Origin of the sequence: Sphingomonas sabuli (assembly GCF_014352855.1) — a bacterium.
Classification (GTDB): Bacteria; Pseudomonadota; Alphaproteobacteria; order Sphingomonadales; family Sphingomonadaceae; genus Sphingomicrobium; species Sphingomicrobium sabuli.
The window spans coordinates 1,869,011-1,887,422 of sequence record NZ_CP060697.1 but is presented as its reverse complement, the minus strand read 5'-3'; the positions used below and the strand labels follow the sequence as shown (position 1 = coordinate 1,887,422).

General features: G+C 65.8%; 21 protein-coding genes. 9 read left to right on the top strand and 12 right to left on the bottom strand.

Going from position 1 to position 18,412, the window contains the following annotated elements; genetic code table 11:
• Positions 1–13: 13 nt before the first annotated feature.
• Both H8M03_RS09465 and H8M03_RS09460 read right to left on the bottom strand, forming a co-directional pair.
• A complete protein-coding gene (locus H8M03_RS09465; RefSeq protein ID WP_187479201.1) occupies positions 14–772 on the bottom strand; it encodes an SDR family NAD(P)-dependent oxidoreductase in 759 nt (252 codons plus the stop codon).
• Positions 773–774: 2 nt separating this feature from the next.
• A complete protein-coding gene (locus tag H8M03_RS09460; RefSeq protein WP_187479200.1) occupies positions 775–1,227 on the bottom strand; it encodes a peptidylprolyl isomerase in 453 nt (150 codons plus the stop codon).
• Between the two features lie 117 nt (positions 1,228–1,344).
• Here H8M03_RS09460 and mgtE point away from each other — a divergent pair, with 117 nt between their 5' ends.
• Both mgtE and H8M03_RS09450 read left to right on the top strand, forming a co-directional pair.
• The gene (gene mgtE / locus H8M03_RS09455) at positions 1,345–2,769 is read left to right on the top strand and encodes a magnesium transporter (RefSeq protein WP_187479199.1); all 1,425 of its coding nucleotides are present in this window, start codon (positions 1,345–1,347) and stop codon (positions 2,767–2,769) included.
• 48 nt (positions 2,770–2,817) lie between these two features.
• Complete coding sequence (locus H8M03_RS09450; RefSeq protein WP_187479198.1) at positions 2,818–3,216, top strand: DUF1489 family protein; 399 nt, start codon at positions 2,818–2,820, stop codon at positions 3,214–3,216.
• Positions 3,217–3,222: 6 nt separating this feature from the next.
• On the opposite strand, the gene H8M03_RS09445 is transcribed toward H8M03_RS09450, so the two are convergent.
• The gene (locus tag H8M03_RS09445; protein ID WP_187479197.1) at positions 3,223–3,402 is read right to left on the bottom strand and encodes a hypothetical protein; all 180 of its coding nucleotides are present in this window, start codon (positions 3,400–3,402) and stop codon (positions 3,223–3,225) included.
• A 20-nt stretch (positions 3,403–3,422) separates the two neighbouring features.
• Between H8M03_RS09445 and H8M03_RS09440 the strand changes: the two genes are divergently transcribed.
• Positions 3,423–4,100, top strand: coding sequence for a CADD family putative folate metabolism protein (locus H8M03_RS09440; RefSeq protein ID WP_187479196.1), 678 nt, complete (start codon positions 3,423–3,425; stop codon positions 4,098–4,100).
• Positions 4,101–4,109: 9 nt separating this feature from the next.
• Here H8M03_RS09440 and H8M03_RS09435 read toward each other — a convergent pair whose 3' ends face one another.
• The 4 genes from H8M03_RS09435 to dinB form a co-directional block, all read right to left on the bottom strand.
• Entirely contained in the window at positions 4,110–4,808 is a 699-nt protein-coding gene (locus tag H8M03_RS09435; RefSeq protein ID WP_187479195.1) for a GIN domain-containing protein, read from the bottom strand.
• 34 nt (positions 4,809–4,842) lie between these two features.
• Positions 4,843–5,562, bottom strand: coding sequence for a head GIN domain-containing protein (locus H8M03_RS09430; protein WP_187479194.1), 720 nt, complete (start codon positions 5,560–5,562; stop codon positions 4,843–4,845).
• A 147-nt stretch (positions 5,563–5,709) separates the two neighbouring features.
• The gene (locus tag H8M03_RS09425; RefSeq protein WP_187479193.1) at positions 5,710–6,246 is read right to left on the bottom strand and encodes a CarD family transcriptional regulator; all 537 of its coding nucleotides are present in this window, start codon (positions 6,244–6,246) and stop codon (positions 5,710–5,712) included.
• A gap of 173 nt (positions 6,247–6,419) precedes the next feature.
• Positions 6,420–7,454, bottom strand: coding sequence for a DNA polymerase IV (gene dinB, locus H8M03_RS09420; RefSeq protein WP_246449243.1), 1,035 nt, complete (start codon positions 7,452–7,454; stop codon positions 6,420–6,422).
• 200 nt (positions 7,455–7,654) lie between these two features.
• On the opposite strand from dinB, the gene sucC reads away from it, so the two are divergent.
• The 5 genes from sucC to H8M03_RS09395 are packed head-to-tail and all read left to right on the top strand — an operon-like array spanning position 7,655 to position 11,981.
• Complete coding sequence (gene sucC / locus H8M03_RS09415; protein ID WP_187479191.1) at positions 7,655–8,854, top strand: ADP-forming succinate--CoA ligase subunit beta; 1,200 nt, start codon at positions 7,655–7,657, stop codon at positions 8,852–8,854.
• A 19-nt stretch (positions 8,855–8,873) separates the two neighbouring features.
• Positions 8,874–9,623 carry an electron transfer flavoprotein subunit beta/FixA family protein gene (locus H8M03_RS09410; RefSeq protein WP_187479190.1) on the top strand — a complete coding sequence of 250 codons (750 nt, stop codon included), beginning with the start codon at positions 8,874–8,876 and terminating at the stop codon, positions 9,621–9,623.
• The gene (locus tag H8M03_RS09405; protein WP_187479189.1) at positions 9,620–10,549 is read left to right on the top strand and encodes an electron transfer flavoprotein subunit alpha/FixB family protein; all 930 of its coding nucleotides are present in this window, start codon (positions 9,620–9,622) and stop codon (positions 10,547–10,549) included. Before H8M03_RS09410 ends, H8M03_RS09405 begins: the two co-directional genes overlap by 4 nt.
• Positions 10,550–10,573: 24 nt before the next feature.
• The gene (locus H8M03_RS09400) at positions 10,574–11,593 is read left to right on the top strand and encodes an aldo/keto reductase (protein ID WP_187479188.1); all 1,020 of its coding nucleotides are present in this window, start codon (positions 10,574–10,576) and stop codon (positions 11,591–11,593) included.
• Between the two features lie 22 nt (positions 11,594–11,615).
• Positions 11,616–11,981 (top strand): hypothetical protein, encoded by a 366-nt coding sequence (locus H8M03_RS09395; protein ID WP_187479187.1) that lies wholly within the window; start codon positions 11,616–11,618, stop codon positions 11,979–11,981.
• Between the two features lie 2 nt (positions 11,982–11,983).
• Here H8M03_RS09395 and H8M03_RS09390 read toward each other — a convergent pair whose 3' ends face one another.
• The 5 genes from H8M03_RS09390 to H8M03_RS09370 form a co-directional block, all read right to left on the bottom strand.
• Positions 11,984–13,306 (bottom strand): hypothetical protein, encoded by a 1,323-nt coding sequence (locus tag H8M03_RS09390; RefSeq protein WP_187479186.1) that lies wholly within the window; start codon positions 13,304–13,306, stop codon positions 11,984–11,986.
• Positions 13,307–13,320: 14 nt separating this feature from the next.
• On the bottom strand, positions 13,321–14,307 hold the full coding sequence (locus H8M03_RS09385; protein ID WP_187479185.1) for a histone deacetylase family protein: 987 nt from the start codon (positions 14,305–14,307) through the stop codon (positions 13,321–13,323).
• Positions 14,308–14,316: 9 nt separating this feature from the next.
• Positions 14,317–15,543: a citrate transporter gene (locus H8M03_RS09380; protein ID WP_187479184.1), complete on the bottom strand. Its 1,227-nt coding sequence runs from the start codon at positions 15,541–15,543 to the stop codon at positions 14,317–14,319.
• 27 nt (positions 15,544–15,570) lie between these two features.
• Positions 15,571–16,818, bottom strand: coding sequence for a Na+/H+ antiporter NhaA (nhaA, locus tag H8M03_RS09375; protein ID WP_187479183.1), 1,248 nt, complete (start codon positions 16,816–16,818; stop codon positions 15,571–15,573).
• 66 nt (positions 16,819–16,884) lie between these two features.
• Positions 16,885–17,067 carry a DUF3008 family protein gene (locus H8M03_RS09370; RefSeq protein WP_187479182.1) on the bottom strand — a complete coding sequence of 61 codons (183 nt, stop codon included), beginning with the start codon at positions 17,065–17,067 and terminating at the stop codon, positions 16,885–16,887.
• A 303-nt stretch (positions 17,068–17,370) separates the two neighbouring features.
• Between H8M03_RS09370 and H8M03_RS09365 the strand changes: the two genes are divergently transcribed.
• Entirely contained in the window at positions 17,371–18,396 is a 1,026-nt protein-coding gene (locus H8M03_RS09365) for a UDP-glucuronic acid decarboxylase family protein (RefSeq protein WP_246448832.1), read from the top strand.
• The last annotated feature ends 16 nt before the right edge of the window (positions 18,397–18,412 follow it).

The following is an 18,412-nucleotide window of genomic DNA, read 5'->3' as shown; positions in this document are numbered from 1 at the left end:
CAACAAGGGCGGCCTAGAATTTGATCAGCGCCGTGGCGCGCCGGACCATCGAACGCGGCACGAAGCGGATGAAGAACGGCGCGACCTTGTTGCGCAGGCCCGTGACCGCCACCGCCTTGTTCGAATCGAGCGCGTCGAGCCCGATCCGCACCACGTCCTCCGAAGTCATGGCAAGGCTGTCGACCGCGCCGTTGCTCTTGAAGCCGGCGACGCCGCCGAACTCGGTCGCGGTCGGGCCGGGGCACAGGGCGACGACCTTGACGCCGGCCTTGCGCACTTCCTCGTGCAGCGCTTCGGACAGCGACAGGACGAAGGCCTTGGTCGCGAAATAGACCGCCATGCCGGGGCCGGGCTGGAAGGCGGCGGTCGACGCGACGTTGAGGATCGCGCCGCCGCGCCGCTCGACCATCTCGGGCAGGACCGCGCGGCACAATTCGGTCAGCGCGCCGCAATTGAGATCGATCATTTCGCGCAGCCGCGCCGGGTCGGCCGACTGCATCCGCCCGTAAAGGCCAAAGCCGGCGTTATTGACGAGCAGGTCGATCTGCTCCCCTGCCGCGGCGATGTCGGCGATCAGCCGGCCGGCCGCTCCGGGCTCGCTAAGGTCGATCGCCACCGCGCGGGCATTGCCCAGTTCCGCGGCCAGCGCGTCCAATCGGTCCTTGCGACGGGCGGCCAGCACCAGCCGGTACCCGCGCTTGGACAATTGCCGGGCGAAGTCCACGCCCAGCCCGGCGGACGCACCGGTGATCAGGGCAACGCCCTGCGCCATGCCTAGCCGACCGTCGCCTTGACGATCTTGCCCGGGTTGGCCGGCGGCTCGCCCTTGGGCAGCGCATCGACATGCTCCATGCCGCTCTCGACCTCGCCCCACGCGGTATATTGGCCGTTGAGGAAGCTGGCGTCGTCGAAGCAGATGAAGAACTGGCTGTTGGCGCTGTTGGGATCGTTGGTGCGGGCCATCGAACAGGTGCCGCGCACGTGGGGCACGTCGTTGAATTCGGCATCGATGTCGGGAAGGTCGGATCCGCCGCGGCCGGTGCCGGTCGGGTCGCCGCCCTGCGCCATGAAGCCGGGGATCACGCGGTGGAACAGGACGCCGTCGTAAAAGCCCTGCTTGGCCAGCGTGGTGATGCGCTCGACATGGCCGGGCGCGACATCCGGTCGCAGCTTGATGACGACGTCGCCGCCGGAAGAAAGGGTAAAGGTAAGGCGGTCGTCGGCCATGGGCGCGCTCCTGTCGTTGGTTCGGGGTTCGCGCCTCCCTTATTGCCCCGCGGCGGGTTGCGCCAGCGCCGAGGCGGCCATAGAGGGGCGCCACAGGCGTAATCAGGGGTGAGGGACATGAGCGAGAGCGATACCGTCGCCGCTGCCCTCGACGAAGAGCTGGTCGACGCCGTGCCCGAATCCGCCATCGACGAGGAAGACCGGCTGCGCCCCGAATTCGTCGACCGCGTGCTCGACGCGGTCGAGGCCGGCGACGACGCCACCGCCCGCGAACTGGTCGAACCGCTGCACCCGGCCGACGTCGCCGACCTGATCGAACTGGCCGCCAACGACGAACGCGACGGGCTGGTCAGGGCGCTGGCCGAAATCGTCGACGCCGACGTGCTGGCGGAAATGAACGAGCACGTCCGCGAGACGCTGCTCGACGCGCTCGGTCCCGACGCGGTCGCCAAGATCGCCGGCGAACTGGAAACCGACGACGCGGTCGCGATCATCGAGGACCTCGAGGAAGACGAGCAGCGCGCGGTGCTCAGCGCGATGGAGCCCGACGACCGCGCGGCGGTCGAGGAAGCGCTCACCTATCCGGAGGAATCCGCCGGCCGGCTGATGCAGCGCGACCTGATCGCGGTGCCCGAACATTGGACCGTCGGCCAGGTCATCGATTACCTGCGCTCGACCGAGGACCTGCCGACCGATTTCTGGGAAGTGTTCGTCGTCGCCCCCAACCACCATCCGACCGGCACGTGCAAGCTGTCGACCATCCTGCGCACGCCGCGCACGGTGCAGGTCCGCGACATCATGATCAGCGAACAGACGTTGATCCCGGTCGACATGGACCAGGAAGACGTCGCCCTGCGCTTCCAGAAATATGCGCTGGTGTCGGCGGCGGTGATCGATTCGTCCGGACGGCTGGTCGGCATGGTGACCGTCGATGACGTCGTCCACATCATCCAGGAAGAAGCGGGCGAGGACGTCTTGCTGCTGTCCGGCGCGGGCGAAGAAGGCGACATCAACGAGCCGGTGATGGAAAGCTATCGCAACCGCGTGCGCTGGCTGATCACCAACCTCGGCACCGCGCTGGTCGCGTCTACCGTCATCAGCCTGTTCGAAGGCGCGATCGAACAGATGGTCGTATTGGCGGTGCTGATGCCGATCGTCGCCGGGGTCGGCGGCAACGCCGGGACCCAGGCGCTGGCGGTGACCGTTCGCGCGCTGGCGACCAACCAGCTGACCGGGTCCAACCGCTGGCGCGCGGTCGGCCGCGAAATGCGCGTCGCGCTGCTCAACGGCGTGACGGTCGCGGCCCTGCTGGGCGTCGGCGTGGCCGTGGTCTTCGCCAATCCGCTGCTGGGCGGGGTGATCGCCGCGGCGATGCTGACCAACATTCTCGTCGCCGGAACGGTCGGCTCGCTGGTGCCGCTGACGCTCGAACGGTGGGAAATCGACCCGGCGGTCGGATCGTCGGTGTTCGTGACCATGATGACCGATTCGATGGGCTTCCTCATCTTCCTCGGCCTGGCCGTTGCCAGCGGGCTCGTTTGACGCCGTCAACGCGTTGAAAAACCCCGGCTCTTTGTCCATCTAGGACGGGTGCCACTCCATTTGTCCAAGGTCGCTTTCGCGTGCCGCGATGCCGATGCGCTGGCGCGGCGAATCGCCACGCGCGCCAGCGGCGGCGAATTGCGTGTGGCGACGCGGATGCGCCCGCGGCGGGCGGATGAACTGGTTGGGGGCAGCCTCTACTGGATCGTCAAGCACCGCCTGATCGGGTGCAACGAAATCCTGCGGCTGGAAGATCGCAGCGACGGACGGATCGACATCGTCTGCGCGGAAACATTCAGGGCGGTGGTGCCGAAACACCGGCGCGCGCACCAGGGATGGCGCTATCTGACGGAAGAAGATGCGCCAGCGGCCGAGGACGACGGGTCGGGTTTGTCCGAACTGCCGCCCCGGCTGTACGGCCGATTGGCCGCGCTGGCTTTGCTGTGACTGTCCTTAGAAAAGGATGACCAGCAGGATGATGAGCAGGATGAGACCGCCGATACCGATATACATGGATGTTCTCCCGTTTTTCTTGGTTCGGAAGCTCAACGAACCTTTACCCGATTCGGTTGCGTGACGGTCGCGACCATTTGCTTGTCGAGCATCGGCGGGCCGCTTATGCAGGCGGTTCACGTTTTTCAGGAGTGACGGTGATGACCAACCAGGGTGTTTCAGCGGCAATCGATGCCAAGGTCGCGGCCAAGGCAATGCTCAGCCATCCCTTCTATCAGGCATGGACCGACGGCACGCTTAGCCTCGACACGCTGCGGTCCTACGCGCGTCAGTATTTCCACCACGTCGAAGCCTTCCCGCGCGCGGTCAGCGCCGTGCACAGCGCCTGCACCGACCGCGACGGCCGCCGCATGCTGGCCGAGAACCTCGCCGAGGAAGAAGGCATCGAGGCGGGCAAGCAGGATCACGCCACCTTGTGGATGATGTTTGCCTGCGGCCTTGGCGAGAACGGAGCCGCGGTCCAGGGCCAGCAGCTCAATGCCGAAACGCAGGGCCTGATCGACACTTTCCGCAAGCTGTCGCGCCAGTCCTACGCCGCCGGCCTCGGCGCGCTCTACGCCTACGAATCGCAATTCCCGGGCGTCGCCACCGCGAAGATCGAGGGCCTGGTCGACTGCTACGGTATCCAGGACGAGGAAACGCTGCGCTTCTTCCGCGTCCACGCCACCGCCGACGTCGAACATAGCGCGGTGTGCCGCGAACTGCTCGACCGCCTGCCCGAAGCGGACAAGGCCGAAGCCATTGCCGCCGGCGACGAACTGGCCGGTGCGCTGTGGAATTTCCTGTCCGGCGTCGAAGCGACCGTCGCCGTCAACTAGGGACGGCGGTCAGCGGCAGCCGCTGACCAGCGAGGATCCCGACGTTTTCACCGTGCAATCGGCGCGGCCGGTCATTTCGACCGTCGCCGTGCCGAGCGCGTTGATCTTTGCCGTGTTGCTGGCGTTCAGCCGAAGCACCGCCGCGCCTTCCGCCGATGCGGTCGCGTCCTTCACCGCCAAAGCGGCGGCGTCGACCAGCCCGGTGCCGCTGATATTGGTCATCGCCCGCGCTGCCTTGCCCGCCAGCCGGGCCGATCCGCTGCCCTTGACCGACGCGTTGAGCCGGTCGACGTCGAGCCCCGCGATCTCGACCGCGCCCGATCCGATCAGCGACAATTCGAAGCCCATGCCGCGCACCTTGTCGACGCTCAGCGAGCCGGCGCCGTTGACGTAGAGCGCGGTCAATTCGTGAGTCCCGACCTTGAGCAGTACGGGCCCCGGATTGTCGTCGGGATAATTCCCCCAGTTCGACTGGCTCTTGCGCACGATCAGGGTGCGACCCTGCACCTGCACATCGATGCCGTCGATCGCCGCGGCGGTCCCGCTGGCGCGGGCGAACGGCGCGACTCCGGTCACCAGCTGGACCCGGTACGGTCCGTCGACGCGAATGCGGTCGAAGCCGGTGACGGTGTAATTGCGGTCGGCCGCCAGCGCCGCCGTTGGTACGGTCGCGGCAATCAGGGCGGCAAGGCAAAGGCGGGCTGTCATTCGCCCACCTTCGCCCAACATGGTTAAGACGCCTTTAAGAGCAGCGGACGCTGCCCGACCCGGCCTTGGATACCGAACATTTGGCGCCGCCGGTCAACGCCACGTCGCCCGACCCGACGATGCTGACGGACGCCTCGTTGCTGGCATGGCCGGCGATATTGCCCGAACCGGCGATCGACAGCGACGCGGTGCCGGTGCGGACTCCGCGCGCGTCGATGTCGCCCGACCCGGCGATCTTGTAGGCCGCCCGGTTGGCCTGGCCCGCGCGAGCCGTCAGCCCGCCCGATCCGGCGATGCTCAGTTCGAGCGTCTGCACATTCAGCGAGGCGAGGTTGAGGTCGCCCGATCCGCTGATCGAGCCGTCGAAATCATTGCCCGCGATGCGGTCGATGGTGACGTCGCCCGATCCGGCGATGGCCGCTCCGCGCAGCATCGGCACGGTGACATTCAGCGTGGCCTTCTCGCGCCCGCTCCACGACATCCGGTTGCCGGTCTTTTCCGGGTGGATGTACAGGCGGTCGCCGCGGATCTCCACGACCAGTTTGTCCATCAGCGCTTGCGGGCCGCGGCCCGACACGGACGGCGCGGAGCCGGTGCGGACGTTGACGTCATAGGGCCCGGCCACCTCGATGTGCTGGAACTGCCCTACCGGATAGGATCGCTGGACCGTCGGCCCGCCATCCTGCGCAAGCGACTGGCCGCAGCCGGCCACCGCGATCGTCACGCCCAACGCCACCAGAAAAGTGCTCCGCATCGCATCCTCCATCCGTGTTATCCGAATCAAACAGTGTTACATCTGTAGCGCGTTACATTTGTAGCGGCAAGCGCTTTTCCGCGGCGCACGAAAAAGGGCGCGGCCTTGCGGTCGCGCCCTCTTGGCTTTCGGTCCGGAAGCGCCGGCTTAGGCGACTTCTTCCTTCGGCTTGTGATGGATCACCGCGGCCTTGTTGAGGATCTCGAGGATCTTCGCCAGCGCCGTCTTTTCGTCGGTCTGTTCCATCGCGCCCAGTTCGCGCGCCAGGCGCGACGAGGCGGCTTCGAAAATCTGCCGTTCGGAATAGCTCTGTTCCGGCGCGTCGTCGGGGCGGAACAGGTCGCGCACCACTTCGGCGATCGACGTCAGGTCGCCCGAATTGATCTTCGCTTCATATTCCTGCGCGCGGCGCGACCACATGGTGCGCTTCACCTTCGGCTTGCCCTTGAGCGTGTCGAGCGCGTCCTTCATCGTCTTGTCCGACGAAAGCTTGCGCATGCCGACCGAATCCGCCTTCAGCACAGGCACTCGAAGAGTCATCTTTTCCTTCTCGAAACGAAGGACGTAGAGATCGAGGCTGGTTCCGGCGATTTCCGTGCTCTGCAGTTCGACGACGCGGCCGACACCATGCTTGGGGTAAACTACGTAATCGCCAACGTCGAAGCTCAAAGCCTTGGCTGCCATTCGAACACCTTTCCGTTCAACGACGGTCAGAGCCGACACCATGCGTATCGTCCCCCAAACGACACTTGCCCCCTAAGAACAATGGGTCGTGGCTCTCCGCCTTTAAGGTTCCTGCTAAACGGCCGAAACGGAAGCGCGCCGGCCTGTGTGACAATTTTATATCACAACGGACCCTAAAAAGCGAGTCGGAGCTGCGGCTGTTCGTCGAATCGCTCGCTCAGGTTGTGCAAACCCAGTCCCAGCAGGCGAATGCCCCTGGGCACCGGGAACAGCGCCGTCAGCAGCGCTTGTCCAGCGGCCAGGAAAATGGCCGGATCGCGCACCGGCACGGCAAAGCTCTTCGACCGCGTGATCTGGGTGAAATCGCCATATTTCACCTTCAGCGTAACCGTCCGCCCGCCGACCTCGGCGCGCTCGATTCGCACCCACGCCAAGCCCGCCACCCGTTCCAGTTCGGCGCACAGCTGCGCGGGGTCGCTGAGGTCGGTGTCGAACGTCCGTTCCGCGCTGACCGACTTGGACGGCCGGTCGGACTTCACCTCGCGCTCGTCGATGCCGCGGCAGATACGCCAATACCAGTTGCCCGAACTGCCGAATCGCGCCTCCAGCTCGGGTAGACTCCAGCGGCGCAGGTCGGCGCCGGTATGGATGCCCAGCGATTCCATCTTCTTCGCCGTCACCGGGCCGATGCCGTGGAAGCGCGCGACCGGTAGCGAGGCGACGAAGTCCGGCCCCTGTTCCGGCCGGATCACGGTCAGCCCGTCCGGCTTGCGATAGTCGGAGGCAAGCTTGGCGATGAACTTGCAGTAGGACACGCCGGCCGACGCGGTCAGCCCGGTTTCCGCCGCGATCCGCCGCCGGATGTCTTCGGCAATCGCCCGCGCCGTGCCCAGCCCGCGCCGGTCCTCGGTCACGTCCAGATAGGCCTCGTCCAGGCTCAGCGGCTCGATCAAATCGGTGTAATCGGCGAAGATCGCGCGGATCTGCTGCGACACCGCGCGATAGACGTCGAAGCGCGGCTTGACGAACAGCAGCGCCGGGCAGCGCCGCCGCGCGGTCACCGACGGCATCGCCGATCGCACCCCGAACTTGCGCGCCTCGTAACTGGCCGCCGCCACCACCCCGCGATGGCCGCCGCCAACCGCCAGCGGCTTGCCCCGCAAAGCCGGGTCGTCGCGCTGCTCCACCGACGCATAGAAAGCGTCCATGTCGACATGGATGATCTTGCGGGCGGGAGGGGCCGAGTCGGACACGATCCGATTTTCCTGTCCTACAGCGCGGCGGCAAGTCTAGCCTGCAAGAGCAACACCGGGATCGCCGTCTCATGCGCGTAATGAGTGCGACTTTTGCGACTTTTGGAGTGACCGGCGCTTTGCAACCCAAGGGGCAATCTGCTTAAGGCGGCGGCATGAACATCCATGAATATCAGGCCAAGGAACTGCTGGCCAAATATGGCGTCCCGGTGCCTGCCGGCCATGCCGCGATGAGCGTCGAGGAAGCGGTTGCCGCCGCCAAGCAGCTCCCCGGCCCCCTGTGGGTGGTGAAGTCGCAAATCCACGCCGGCGGCCGCGGCAAGGGCAAGTTCAAGGAACTGGGCGAGGACGCCAAGGGCGGCGTCCGGCTCGCGCATTCGCTGGACGAGGTTCGCGATCACAGCGCGGAAATGCTCGGCAAGACGCTGGTCACCGTCCAGACCGGCCCGGCCGGCAAGGAAGTGAACCGGCTGTATATTACTGACGGCGTCGACATCGCGCGCGAATTCTATCTCGCCTTGCTGGTCGACCGCGAATCGAGCCGCATTGCGATCGTCGCCTCGACCGAAGGCGGCATGGACATCGAAAAGGTCGCGCACGAAACGCCCGACCGGATCCACACCATCACCGTCGATCCGGCCACCGGACTGATGCCGCACCACGGCCGCGCGGTCGCTGCGACGCTGCAGCTCGACAAGGACCTCGCGAAGCAGTGCGGCAAGCTGCTCGCCAGCCTTTACGAAGCCTTTGTCGGCACCGACGCTTCGCAGATCGAAATCAACCCGCTGGCTGTCACCGACAAGGGCGAGCTGATGGTGCTCGATGCCAAGGTCGGCTTCGACAATAATGCCGAGTTCCGCCACGCGGATCTGGCCGACCTGCGCGACCTTTCCGAAGAAGACCCGATGGAGATCGAGGCGTCCAAATTCGACCTCGCCTACATCAAGCTCGACGGCAACATCGGCTGCATGGTCAACGGCGCGGGCCTCGCCATGGCGACGATGGACATCATCAAGCTCAACGGCGCGGAACCGGCCAATTTCTGCGACGTCGGCGGCGGCGCGTCGAAGGAAAAGGTCACCGCGGCGTTCAAGATCATCCTCAACGACCCGTCGGTGAAGGGCATCCTCGTCAACATCTTCGGCGGCATCATGCGCTGCGACATCATCGCCGAAGGCATCGTCGCCGCGGCCCGCGAAATGGATATCAAGGTGCCCTTGGTCGTTCGGCTCGAAGGGACCAACGTCAAGGAAGGCAAGGACATCCTCGCGTCCAGCGGCCTTGCCATCATCCCTGCCGACGATCTGGGCGATGCCGCCCGCAAGATCGTCGCCGAAGTGAAGCAGCCGGCCTAAAGGTTCAGGAGCGATTTCAATGAAGCTACTCGTCGCGGTCAAGCGCGTCATCGACTATAACGTGAAGCCGCGGGTGAAGATGGACGGCTCCGGGGTCGACCTCGCCAACGTCAAGATGAGCATGAACCCGTTCGACGAAATCGCCGTCGAGGAAGCCATCCGCCTGAAGGAAAAGGGCACGGCGACCGAGATCGTCGCGGTGTCGATCGGCCCGGCCAAGGCGCAGGAAACGCTGCGCACCGCGCTCGCCATGGGCGCCGACCGCGCGATCCTCGTCCAGACGGACGAAGAGGTCGAACCGCTGGGCGTCGCCAAAATCCTCGCCAAAATCGCCGAGGAGGAGAAGCCGGACATGGTGATCCTCGGCAAGCAGGCGATCGACGACGACAACAACGCCACCGGCCAGATGCTCGGCGCCCTGCTCGGCTGGGGCCAGGGCACGTTCGCGTCGAAGGTCGAAGCCGCCGACGGCGCCGTTACCGTCACTCGCGAAGTCGACGGAGGGCTGGAGACCGAAAAGCTCAAGCTGCCGGCCATTGTCACCACCGACCTGCGGCTGAACGAGCCGCGCTATGCGTCGCTGCCCAACATCATGAAAGCCAAGTCGAAGCCGCTCGCTACCAAGTCGCCCGACGATTTCGGAGTCGATATCGCGCGCCGGCTGGAAGTGGTGAAGGTCACCGAACCGCCCAAGCGGCAGGCGGGCGAAAAGGTCGGGTCGGTCGACGAACTGGTCGCCAAACTCAAAGCGCTGGGAGTTGCCAAGTGAAGACGCTGGTCCTCGTCGAACATGACGGGTCGGAGATCAAGGATTCGACCCTCGCCGCCGTCACCGCCGCGTCTCAGCTTGGCGAGGTCCACCTGCTGGTCGTCGGGTCCGGCATCGACGCGATCGCCGATGCCGCAACGAAGATTGCCGGCGCCGGCAAGGTCCATGTCGCGGACGCCGCGCACCTTGCGCATCAGCTGGCCGAGGATGTCGCGCCGATCGCGGTCGACCAAATGGGGCACCACGACGCCTTCCTCGCTCCCGCCTCCACCTTCGGCAAGAATATCGCGCCGCGCGTCGCCGCGCTGCTCGACGTGATGCAGGTCAGCGAAATCCTGTCGGTCGAGGGTCCGGACACCTTCACCCGCCCGATCTACGCCGGCAACGCCATCGCCACGGTCAAGTCGAACGACTCGAAAAAGGTCATCACCGTCCGCGCCACCGGCTTCGACAAGGCCGCGCGCGAGGGCGGCAGCGGCACGGTCGAGACGATCGACGCCGGCAGTGCGGGCGGCCTCAGCGACTTCGTCGGAGTCGAGGAATCGAAAAGCGACCGGCCCGAGCTGACCAGCGCCGGGATCATTGTCTCGGGCGGCCGCGCGCTCGGATCGGCCGAGCAGTTCCATGCGCTCATCGACCCGCTCGCCGACAAGCTGGGTGCCGCCGTCGGCGCCAGCCGCGCCGCGGTCGACGCGGGCTACGCGCCCAACGATTACCAGGTCGGCCAGACGGGCAAGATCGTCGCCCCGCAGGTCTATATCGCGATCGGCATCTCTGGCGCGATCCAGCATCTTGCGGGCATGAAGGATTCGAAGGTCATCGTCGCCATCAACAAGGACGAAGACGCCCCCATCTTCCAGGTCGCCGACGTCGGCCTGGTCGGCGACCTGTTCAAAATCGTCCCCGAACTGACCGAGAAACTCTAAGCCCATGCCGGGTGTTTTTCCGGCATGAACCGCGCCCAGAAGATCTTCCGCCCCGAATTTCGCTTCGGCATGGGCGGCGTCGCGCTCGGCAACGAATTCGACAAGCATTCGGACAAGGATGCGCAGGAAACGCTGGAAGCCGCCTGGACGGTCGGCGTGCGCTATTTCGATGTCGCGCCCTGGTATGGCTTCGGCCTGTCCGAACGGCGCTTCGGCCATTTCCTGCACAACCAGAATCGCGACAGTTACCTGCTGTCGTCCAAGGTCGGAAAGCTGTTCCGCGCGTCGCGGGACAACAAGCATGCCGACGTCTTCCCGCTGTCGGATTCCCCCAACGATCTGGTGATCGACTATACCGCCGACGGCGTCCGCCGGTCGATCGAGGACAGCCTGCAGCGGATGGGCGTGTCGCACATCGACATCGCCTTCGTGCACGACCTCTCGCCCGACTTCGCCTTCTTCCCCAACGACGACTGGGAAGCGCAGTACAGGATCGCCCGCAAGGGCGCGTTCCCGGAACTGTCGAAAATGCGCGACGAAGGCATCATCCGCGCCTGGGGCGTCGGCGTGAACACGCCGATGGCGATCCTTGGCGTGATCGAGGACGCCGATCCCGACGTCTGCCTGTGCGCCCGGCAATATTCGCTGATCGACCATGCGCAGGCGGTCGATGAGCTGTTTCCCAAGGTGTTGGAAAAGGACGTGTCGCTGGTCATGGGATCGGCGCTCAACGCCGGCTTCATTTCCGGCAGCCCGCGCTTCAACTACGGCGAGGAGGCTTACAAGGTGCCGCCCGACGCCATCGCCAAGCGCGACCGGCTGCAGTCGGTGGCCGACCGCCACGGCGTCGACCTGCGCACCGCCGCACTGCAATTCTCCGCCGCCGCCGAGCCCGCCGTCGCGCTGGTCGTCGGTGCCCGCAGCGCGGAACAGATCAACGCGGACTGGAACAGCATGCAGGCGAAGATCCCGGCCGACTTCTGGGATGACCTGCGCAGCCAGGAGCTGATCCACCCCGACGCGCGCCTGCCCAAGGCGCCCTGAACCGATTGGCCCACCCCCAGCCATGAGCGACGCCTTCCAGACGATCTTCGAACGCCTGCGCCCCTTGTTCGCACGCTACGAAGGCGACTGCGTGGTCCTGAAGGACGAGGCGGGGGTTTACCTGCTCGGCACCCACGAGGTGCGGGCCAAGGACGGGTACCGGACGTGGCTCGGCGGCGTGGAGATCAAGAAGGCCTATGTCTCCTGCCATCTCATGCCGGTCTATTTCCACCACGCCCTACTAGACGATGTCGACCCGGCGCTACTGAAGCGCATGCAGGGCAAGTCCTGCTTCAACTTCAAGACCGCCGACGACGCGCTGTTCGCAGAACTCGATCGGCTGATCGAGCGCGGCGTCGCCGCCTTCCGGACCGACGGGCGGCTTTGAACTCAGTTGCGCGGCGTGAGGTCGCTCGGCAGCGTCGGTTCGCCGATGATCTGTTCGAACTTCTTCCAGCGCGCCGCGATGGTCGGCTCGGCTTCGACCGCATCCGCCACCAGTTGCTCGCCCAGCCCGTAATTGATCACGTAACTGCGATACTGCCTGGCGAATTCGACCGACTTTCTTGCCCGCGCCTCGCTTTGCAGGCCGTACTTCTGCAGCAGTTCAACTGCCTGCGCCTCGGTGATCCGGCCGTCGAGCAGGTCGCGCTGGATCGACATGGTCGCGCCGCGCAGCGTGCGCATCGCCTCGCCGAGTTGATCGAAAGTGGTCGCGCCGGTCGGCGGCAGCCCGGCAAGCGGGTAGAGCGTCGAGGTTTCGAACGCGACCCGGTCGGCGCCGGGAAAGGCCATCCGGACGCCATAATTGGCCGATCCTTCGGCGATCACCGCCTGCGGGGAATATAGCGGGAAAACGCTGAACTCTATCCAGCCCCGCCCCCGCACCAGATTCCGTTCGAGCAGCGAGCTGTAGACGTGGTGGCCCGGGTACCCTTCGTGGCAGCCAAGGTCGACGGCGCGCGACATGCGGGTCGGCAGGTCGGTGTTGATCTCGATCTTGCTGTGATAATCGCCCTGGTAATAATTGTACCCGCCCCAGCTTTTGCCGGTGACGAAAGCGAGGTCGAACCGTTCTCCCTGCGGGAGCGCGATATGCTGCAACGTCCGTGCCCGGCAGGCGGCGATGGCGGCATCGAACACCGGTTTCAGCCTGTCGTTGGCGACCAGGAAGCGGTCCTGGAAATCGTCCACCCGCTTCCACAACGGTCCGTCGCCGGGGACCAGTTTCTCGACCGCGGCAAGGACGGGGTCGAAGCTCGACGCGGGCTTGAGTTGCGGCCGGACGCCGAACAGGCCTTCCGCCTCGTCGTCGAAGCTGAGCTTTTCACCCGAAAGCATGCGCAAGCGCGTCTTTGCCGCGGTCAGGTTGGCGAGCAGCATCGCGACCCGCCGGTTCTCGATCGAACCGGCAAGGAACGACATCGCCGCGATCCGCGAGGACAATTCGTCCGCCCTGGTCGAAAGCTGGGCGAGGCTCGAAGCGGCCGCTAGCGCCTTGCCTTCGGTCTTTAGCGCCTCCGGCCCGTAGAAAGCGTCGATGTAGCCGGCTTCCTTCTCGCCGATCGCCAGTTGGAGAACGGCGTAATCGCGCGCGACCGAATCGAGGCTTTCCACCGGCAATGGTCCGGCCACCGGCGTTGCGGGCGGAGCGATGGCGCAGGCCCCCACGAGGAACGCCAGCGCAAGGGTCGTCAGGGTGCGCGCAACCATCGTCTTATCTCCGATCAAAAGCCTTCGAGAAACGCGGCGACATTGGCACCAAGCGCGTCGACCGCATAGCCGCCTTCCATCACCACCAAAGTCGGCAGGTCGAGCGAGGCGATGCGCCGCGCCATCGGCGTATAGTCTTGCGTCTTCATCTTGAAGTGACTGATCGGGTCGGCTTCGTGCGTGTCGGCGCTGTAACTGACCACCAGCGCGTCGGCCGCAAACCGTTCGATCCAGTCGAGCGCATGAACCAGGGCCGGCAGATAGCCCGACCAGTCCGTGCCGCGCGGCAGCGGCAGGTTAAGGATATTGCCCCGGCTTTCGTCCGCGTGACCCCAGAAGAACGGGTAATCGGTCGCCGGATCGGCGTGAATCGACACGAACGCGATGTCGCGCCGGGCGGCAAAGATGTCCTGCGTGCCGTTGCCGTGATGATAGTCGACATCCAGGATCGCGACCCGGCGACCGGACGCCGCAAGGTGCGACGCGGCGACCGCGGCGCTGTTCACGTAGGAATAGCCGCCAAAATAGTCGGCCCCGGCATGGTGGCCGGGCGGGCGGCAGAATGCGAAGGCGGCACGGTCGCCGCCGGCGATCGCTTCCGCTCCGGCGAGTGCGGTCTGCGCACTCCAGTACGCCGCGTCCCAGGTGCCCGGCCCGATCGGGCTGGACGTGTCGAAGCTATATTGGCCGAGCAAGGCGTCGATGCGGTTGAGCCGCAGGTGGCGGCGGCCGACGACCGGGAAGGTGTAGGGGAAGGCGTCGCCGTCGCGGCCCGCGTCGCGCCACTGGCCATATGCAGTGCGCAGGAATTCGAGATAATCGCGGCCGTGGACCCGTAGCAGGGGCTGCATGCCAAGGTCGGCCGGCGCTTCGGTCGGCCCGATGGCGTCGAGGATGGCGTCAATGCGGCCGCCATGTTCCGCCGGGGGATGCATGGCGCCGTTGAAGAATTCGCCCGTCGGCACATGGTCGCGTTGGCGGTCGTCCCAGAAGCAGCGCATTTCCGCTTTCTAGGGCCGCGAGAAGCTTGGCTGCCAGCCCCAGATGAGCAGCATAACGAAGAAGCCGACGATATAGCCCAGCGGCACGAACCAGCCTTCGACGATCCATCGGCGAAGCGAACGGGCCTCGGGATATTCGTTGGTGATGGCGACGCCCGCGGACGATCCGAACCACACCATCGACCCGCCATAGCCGACGGCGAAGGCGAGTAGCGCCCAGTCGTACCCGCCCTGGCGCAGGGACAGCACCGTCAACGGGATATTGTCGAACACCGACGACAGGCCGCCGAGCGCGAACGACGTCTGCCACGACGGATCGGGCAGCCCGCCGATCGGCATCAGCGACGCGGCGGCGACCAGCGAGACGAGGAAGAAAGCGCCCTTCGCCGCCGGTTTCGTCACGCTCCAGTCGGGCTTGGCGATAAGGCTGGTGACGAGGATCGCCGCCCACAGCGCCAGCCCCAGCCACGGGGCGCTTTCCTCGCCATCGCTGCTGAGCATGTTGGCCGAAACGTTGGCCGCCACCGCCGCAAGCAGGATGAACGCCACGATCCATACGCGGCGCCATTCCATCGGATGACCCGGTTCGTCATGGGCAAGAATCTGCTGATAGCGATGCTGCGCCCAGGCGCCGAGCGGCGCAAATACCAGGAAGGCTGGGACTGCCGCGATATAGGCGGGAATGACCGACAGCGGCGAGACACCGTGCAGCCACATGATGGTAGTCGTGGTGTCGCCGATAACGCTGCCCGCGCCGCCCGCGTTGGACGACGCGACGATTGCGGCGAGGAAGCCGACGCTCACCCGCCCCTTGTACACGTGGCGAGCCATCACCCCGCCAAGGATCGCCGCCGCGATATTGTCGAGGAAGGCGGACATGACGAACACGATAGCGAGCAGGACAAGGCCGCCGGTCCATCCGTCGGGCAGCAGGTTGGGCAGGTGGTCGGGCAGGTTGCTGCGTTCGAAATGGTTAGACAGCACCTCGAAACCGATCAGCAACAACAGCAGGTTGGAAATCGTCACCCATTCATGCGCGAAGTGGCGGCCCAGGGCATCCAGACCGAACCCAGTCGGAAAGCCGGTGACGAACCCTTCGTACAGCAGGATCGCGGCAAGCCCGCCAAGCGCAACGTAAAGAGCGCGCTTGTGGAACAGCGCGACGCCCGCGAGCATCAGCGCGAAAAGAATGAATTCGAACGGCGCTCCGAACAGCGCCGGCGACGATGTCGTCATGTCCGTCGGTGAATGCATCCTGCCCGTTTACGCATCGCTGGCCGAATGGGAACCCCGGGGCCGGTGATCCTCCTCCTCGTTCATGGCGAACAGGTCGTCGAGTTCCTCCCGCCCTTCGTCCGACTGGAGCGGCGGCGACAGGCGCAAAACGATGAATCCCACCACCGCCGACAGCAACGACCCGGCGAGCGTCCCAAGCTTGGCCGCGGCCGCGGCATCGGCATTGTCGGCAAAGGCCAGTTCGCCGATGAACAGGCTCATCGTGAAGCCAATGCCGCACAGCAAGGCGGCGCCATAGACCTGTTGCCAGCTGGCACCTGCCGGCAATTTGCAGAAGCCGGCGCGAACAGCCAACCACGTCGCGCCGAACACGCCAAGCTGCTTGCCGAGAAACAGGCCCGCCGCGACGCCCAGCGGCAAGGGCGCCAGGAACATCTCCAGCCCGCCGTCGATCGCGACCCCGGCGCTGGCGAAACCGAACAGGGGCATCACGCCGAACATCACCCAGGGATGAATGGCATGTTCGAGGTGACGCAGTGGCGAATGTTCGCCCCGGGCGCCCAGCGGAATGGTCAGCGCGGCTACGACACCGGCGATGGTCGCGTGAACGCCGCTGGCCAACACCGCCAGCCACAAGGCCGCGAACAGCAACAGATAAGGCCACAGGCGGCGGACGCCGAACCGGTTAAGGGCCATCATCGCACCCGCGATCGCGGCCGCAAGGGCCAGCGCGGCGAGGCTCAACGACTGGCTGTAGAACAAGGCGATGATGACCACCGCCCCGACGTCGTCGACGATGGCGATGGCGACCAGCAGCAACTTGATCTGCGGACTGGCGCGATCGCCAAGCAGGGCGAGGACGGCAATGGCAAAGGCGATGTCGGTCGCCGACGGGATCGCCCAGCCGGACAGGAGCGCAGGATCGCCCCGCGTAACGGCGAGGAAAACCAGCGCCGGGATGGCCATGCCGGCGATCGCCGCGACCAGCGGCAGCTTGCGCTGGTCCGAGCTGGCCAGTTGTCCGCGCAGCCATTCCCGTTTCACCTCGAGCCCGACGAGCATGAAGAACAGCGCCATCAGCGCTTCCGCCACCCAATCGTGCAGCGACGGCACGCCGATACGCGGCAGCGCCGGTCCGAAGTGCAGATGCAGCAAGGCGTCGTAAGCGGGCGCAAGGGCAGTATTGGCCGCGATGAAGGCGACCGCGGACGCGCCGATCAGGATCAGCCCGGCGAGCTGTTCGCGGGCGCGGATGGCCTTGGCATCGTTATGCATCGGGTCCGCCTAGCATGTTAGGCGGCGCGGGACAGGGGTCGGCGCCGGTTTAGCGGCCGCCGCCGGTCAGCGTACGTGCTCGGGCTTACCCTTGCGCTTGGTCGACGCCATGTCGTCGAGCTCCTTCTCGGTCATCGAATCGTACATACTCTTAGACGCGCCCTTGAGCTCGCCTTTGGGCGTGTCGCCCCGCTTGGCCGACAAGGCGGCGCCGGCCGCCTTCTGCTGGGCCTTGGACTTGGCAGGCATGGTCAATCTCCTCTCACCGGCTAAAAACGCTTTAGCGGGCGTCTTGCGGCAACGGCCCATCTGCGTCCGAGCGCAAGAATCGGTCGCATGGACGCAGGCTGCGTCCGGTCATCCAAGGGCAATCTCTCGCCCGATATTGCGGTTAGCGGCCGAAACGATCACCTTGCCGCCCTATCCGGCGTCATCGATCGGGCGAATCCGGCGTTTGGAGTGGCCCCGCGCCGACAGTTGAATGGAACGATTTCTTGCAGTGGCGGCTTCCTCGCCGCATGTGCCTTGCCGGTTACGGCCCAGGAGTCTTGCGTGAAGAATGGATCTGAGCGGTTTGCGCTCGTCACGGGCGGAGGCGGATTTATCGGATCGCACCTGTGCGACCGGTTGATCGCCGATGGCGTCCGCGTCGTGTGCGTCGACAGTTTCCGCACGGGCCGGCGCAGCAATCTTGCGCACCTGGAGGGCAATCCGGCGTTCCGGCTGGTCGAGCATGACGTGATCGACGAGCTTCCGGCCGAACTCAAACGACTGCGCTTCACCCGTATCTACCATCTTGCCTGCCCGGCTTCCCCGCCGCATTACCAGGAAGATCCAGAGCATACGATGATGACCAACGTGGTCGGCACCCGCAACATGCTGCGGCTCGCCGAAAGCGTCGGCGCGCGGCTGCTGCTGACCTCGACCAGCGAAGTCTATGGTGATCCGGAAGTGCACCCGCAGAACGAGGATTATCGCGGCTGGGTCAACTGTACCGGCCCGCGGGCCTGCTACGACGAGGGCAAGCGCGCCGCCGAAACGCTGGCGTTCGATTTCCGCCGCGCCGGCCGCGCGGACGTGCGCATCGCGCGGCTGTTCAACACCTATGGCCCGCGCATGCACGAGGACGATGGGCGGGTGGTATCCAACGTCGTCTGCCAGGCGCTCGCCGGCGACGACATCACCATCTATGGCGACGGGTCGCAGACGCGCAGCTTCTGCTATGTCGAGGACATCGTCGATGGGCTGCTCCAGCTGATGGAGTCCGAAAAGGCCGACGGCGTGCCGGTCAACCTTGGCAACCCGGACGAAATGACGGTCAAGGCGCTGGTCGACCTGGTGGTGGAGATGACCGGCACGGCGTCGCGCGTCGTGCTTCGACCGTTGCCGCAGGACGATCCCCGGCGGCGCAAGCCGGATATCGGCCGCGCCCGCGACCTGCTGGGGTGGGAGCCGACGATCGACGTGCGCGATGGCCTGGCCCGGACGATCGCCTGGTTCTCGAGCGCGGAGGCGCCGGGCTGGGGCACGGCGGCCGCCACCGGCACCGACGGGGCCTTGATCCAGGCCGCCGAATAGGCGCGATCCCCCGCCA

What these genes read in the sequence shown, in the direction of transcription:
- H8M03_RS09465 (WP_187479201.1), bottom strand. Translation starts at nt 772, where the DNA reads ATGGCGCAGGGCGTTGCCCTGATCACCGGTGCGTCCGCCGGGCTGGGC.
- H8M03_RS09460 (WP_187479200.1), bottom strand. Translation starts at nt 1,227, where the DNA reads ATGGCCGACGACCGCCTTACCTTTACCCTTTCTTCCGGCGGCGACGTC.
- mgtE (WP_187479199.1), top strand. Translation starts at nt 1,345, where the DNA reads ATGAGCGAGAGCGATACCGTCGCCGCTGCCCTCGACGAAGAGCTGGTC.
- H8M03_RS09440 (WP_187479196.1), top strand. Translation starts at nt 3,423, where the DNA reads ATGACCAACCAGGGTGTTTCAGCGGCAATCGATGCCAAGGTCGCGGCC.
- H8M03_RS09435 (WP_187479195.1), bottom strand. Translation starts at nt 4,808, where the DNA reads ATGACAGCCCGCCTTTGCCTTGCCGCCCTGATTGCCGCGACCGTACCA.
- H8M03_RS09430 (WP_187479194.1), bottom strand. Translation starts at nt 5,562, where the DNA reads ATGCGGAGCACTTTTCTGGTGGCGTTGGGCGTGACGATCGCGGTGGCC.
- H8M03_RS09425 (WP_187479193.1), bottom strand. Translation starts at nt 6,246, where the DNA reads ATGGCAGCCAAGGCTTTGAGCTTCGACGTTGGCGATTACGTAGTTTAC.
- dinB (WP_246449243.1), bottom strand. Translation starts at nt 7,454, where the DNA reads ATGGACGCTTTCTATGCGTCGGTGGAGCAGCGCGACGACCCGGCTTTG.
- sucC (WP_187479191.1), top strand. Translation starts at nt 7,655, where the DNA reads ATGAACATCCATGAATATCAGGCCAAGGAACTGCTGGCCAAATATGGC.
- H8M03_RS09410 (WP_187479190.1), top strand. Translation starts at nt 8,874, where the DNA reads ATGAAGCTACTCGTCGCGGTCAAGCGCGTCATCGACTATAACGTGAAG.
- H8M03_RS09400 (WP_187479188.1), top strand. Translation starts at nt 10,574, where the DNA reads ATGAACCGCGCCCAGAAGATCTTCCGCCCCGAATTTCGCTTCGGCATG.
- H8M03_RS09395 (WP_187479187.1), top strand. Translation starts at nt 11,616, where the DNA reads ATGAGCGACGCCTTCCAGACGATCTTCGAACGCCTGCGCCCCTTGTTC.
- H8M03_RS09390 (WP_187479186.1), bottom strand. Translation starts at nt 13,306, where the DNA reads ATGGTTGCGCGCACCCTGACGACCCTTGCGCTGGCGTTCCTCGTGGGG.
- H8M03_RS09385 (WP_187479185.1), bottom strand. Translation starts at nt 14,307, where the DNA reads ATGCGCTGCTTCTGGGACGACCGCCAACGCGACCATGTGCCGACGGGC.
- H8M03_RS09380 (WP_187479184.1), bottom strand. Translation starts at nt 15,543, where the DNA reads ATGACGACATCGTCGCCGGCGCTGTTCGGAGCGCCGTTCGAATTCATT.
- nhaA (WP_187479183.1), bottom strand. Translation starts at nt 16,818, where the DNA reads ATGCATAACGATGCCAAGGCCATCCGCGCCCGCGAACAGCTCGCCGGG.
- H8M03_RS09370 (WP_187479182.1), bottom strand. Translation starts at nt 17,067, where the DNA reads ATGCCTGCCAAGTCCAAGGCCCAGCAGAAGGCGGCCGGCGCCGCCTTG.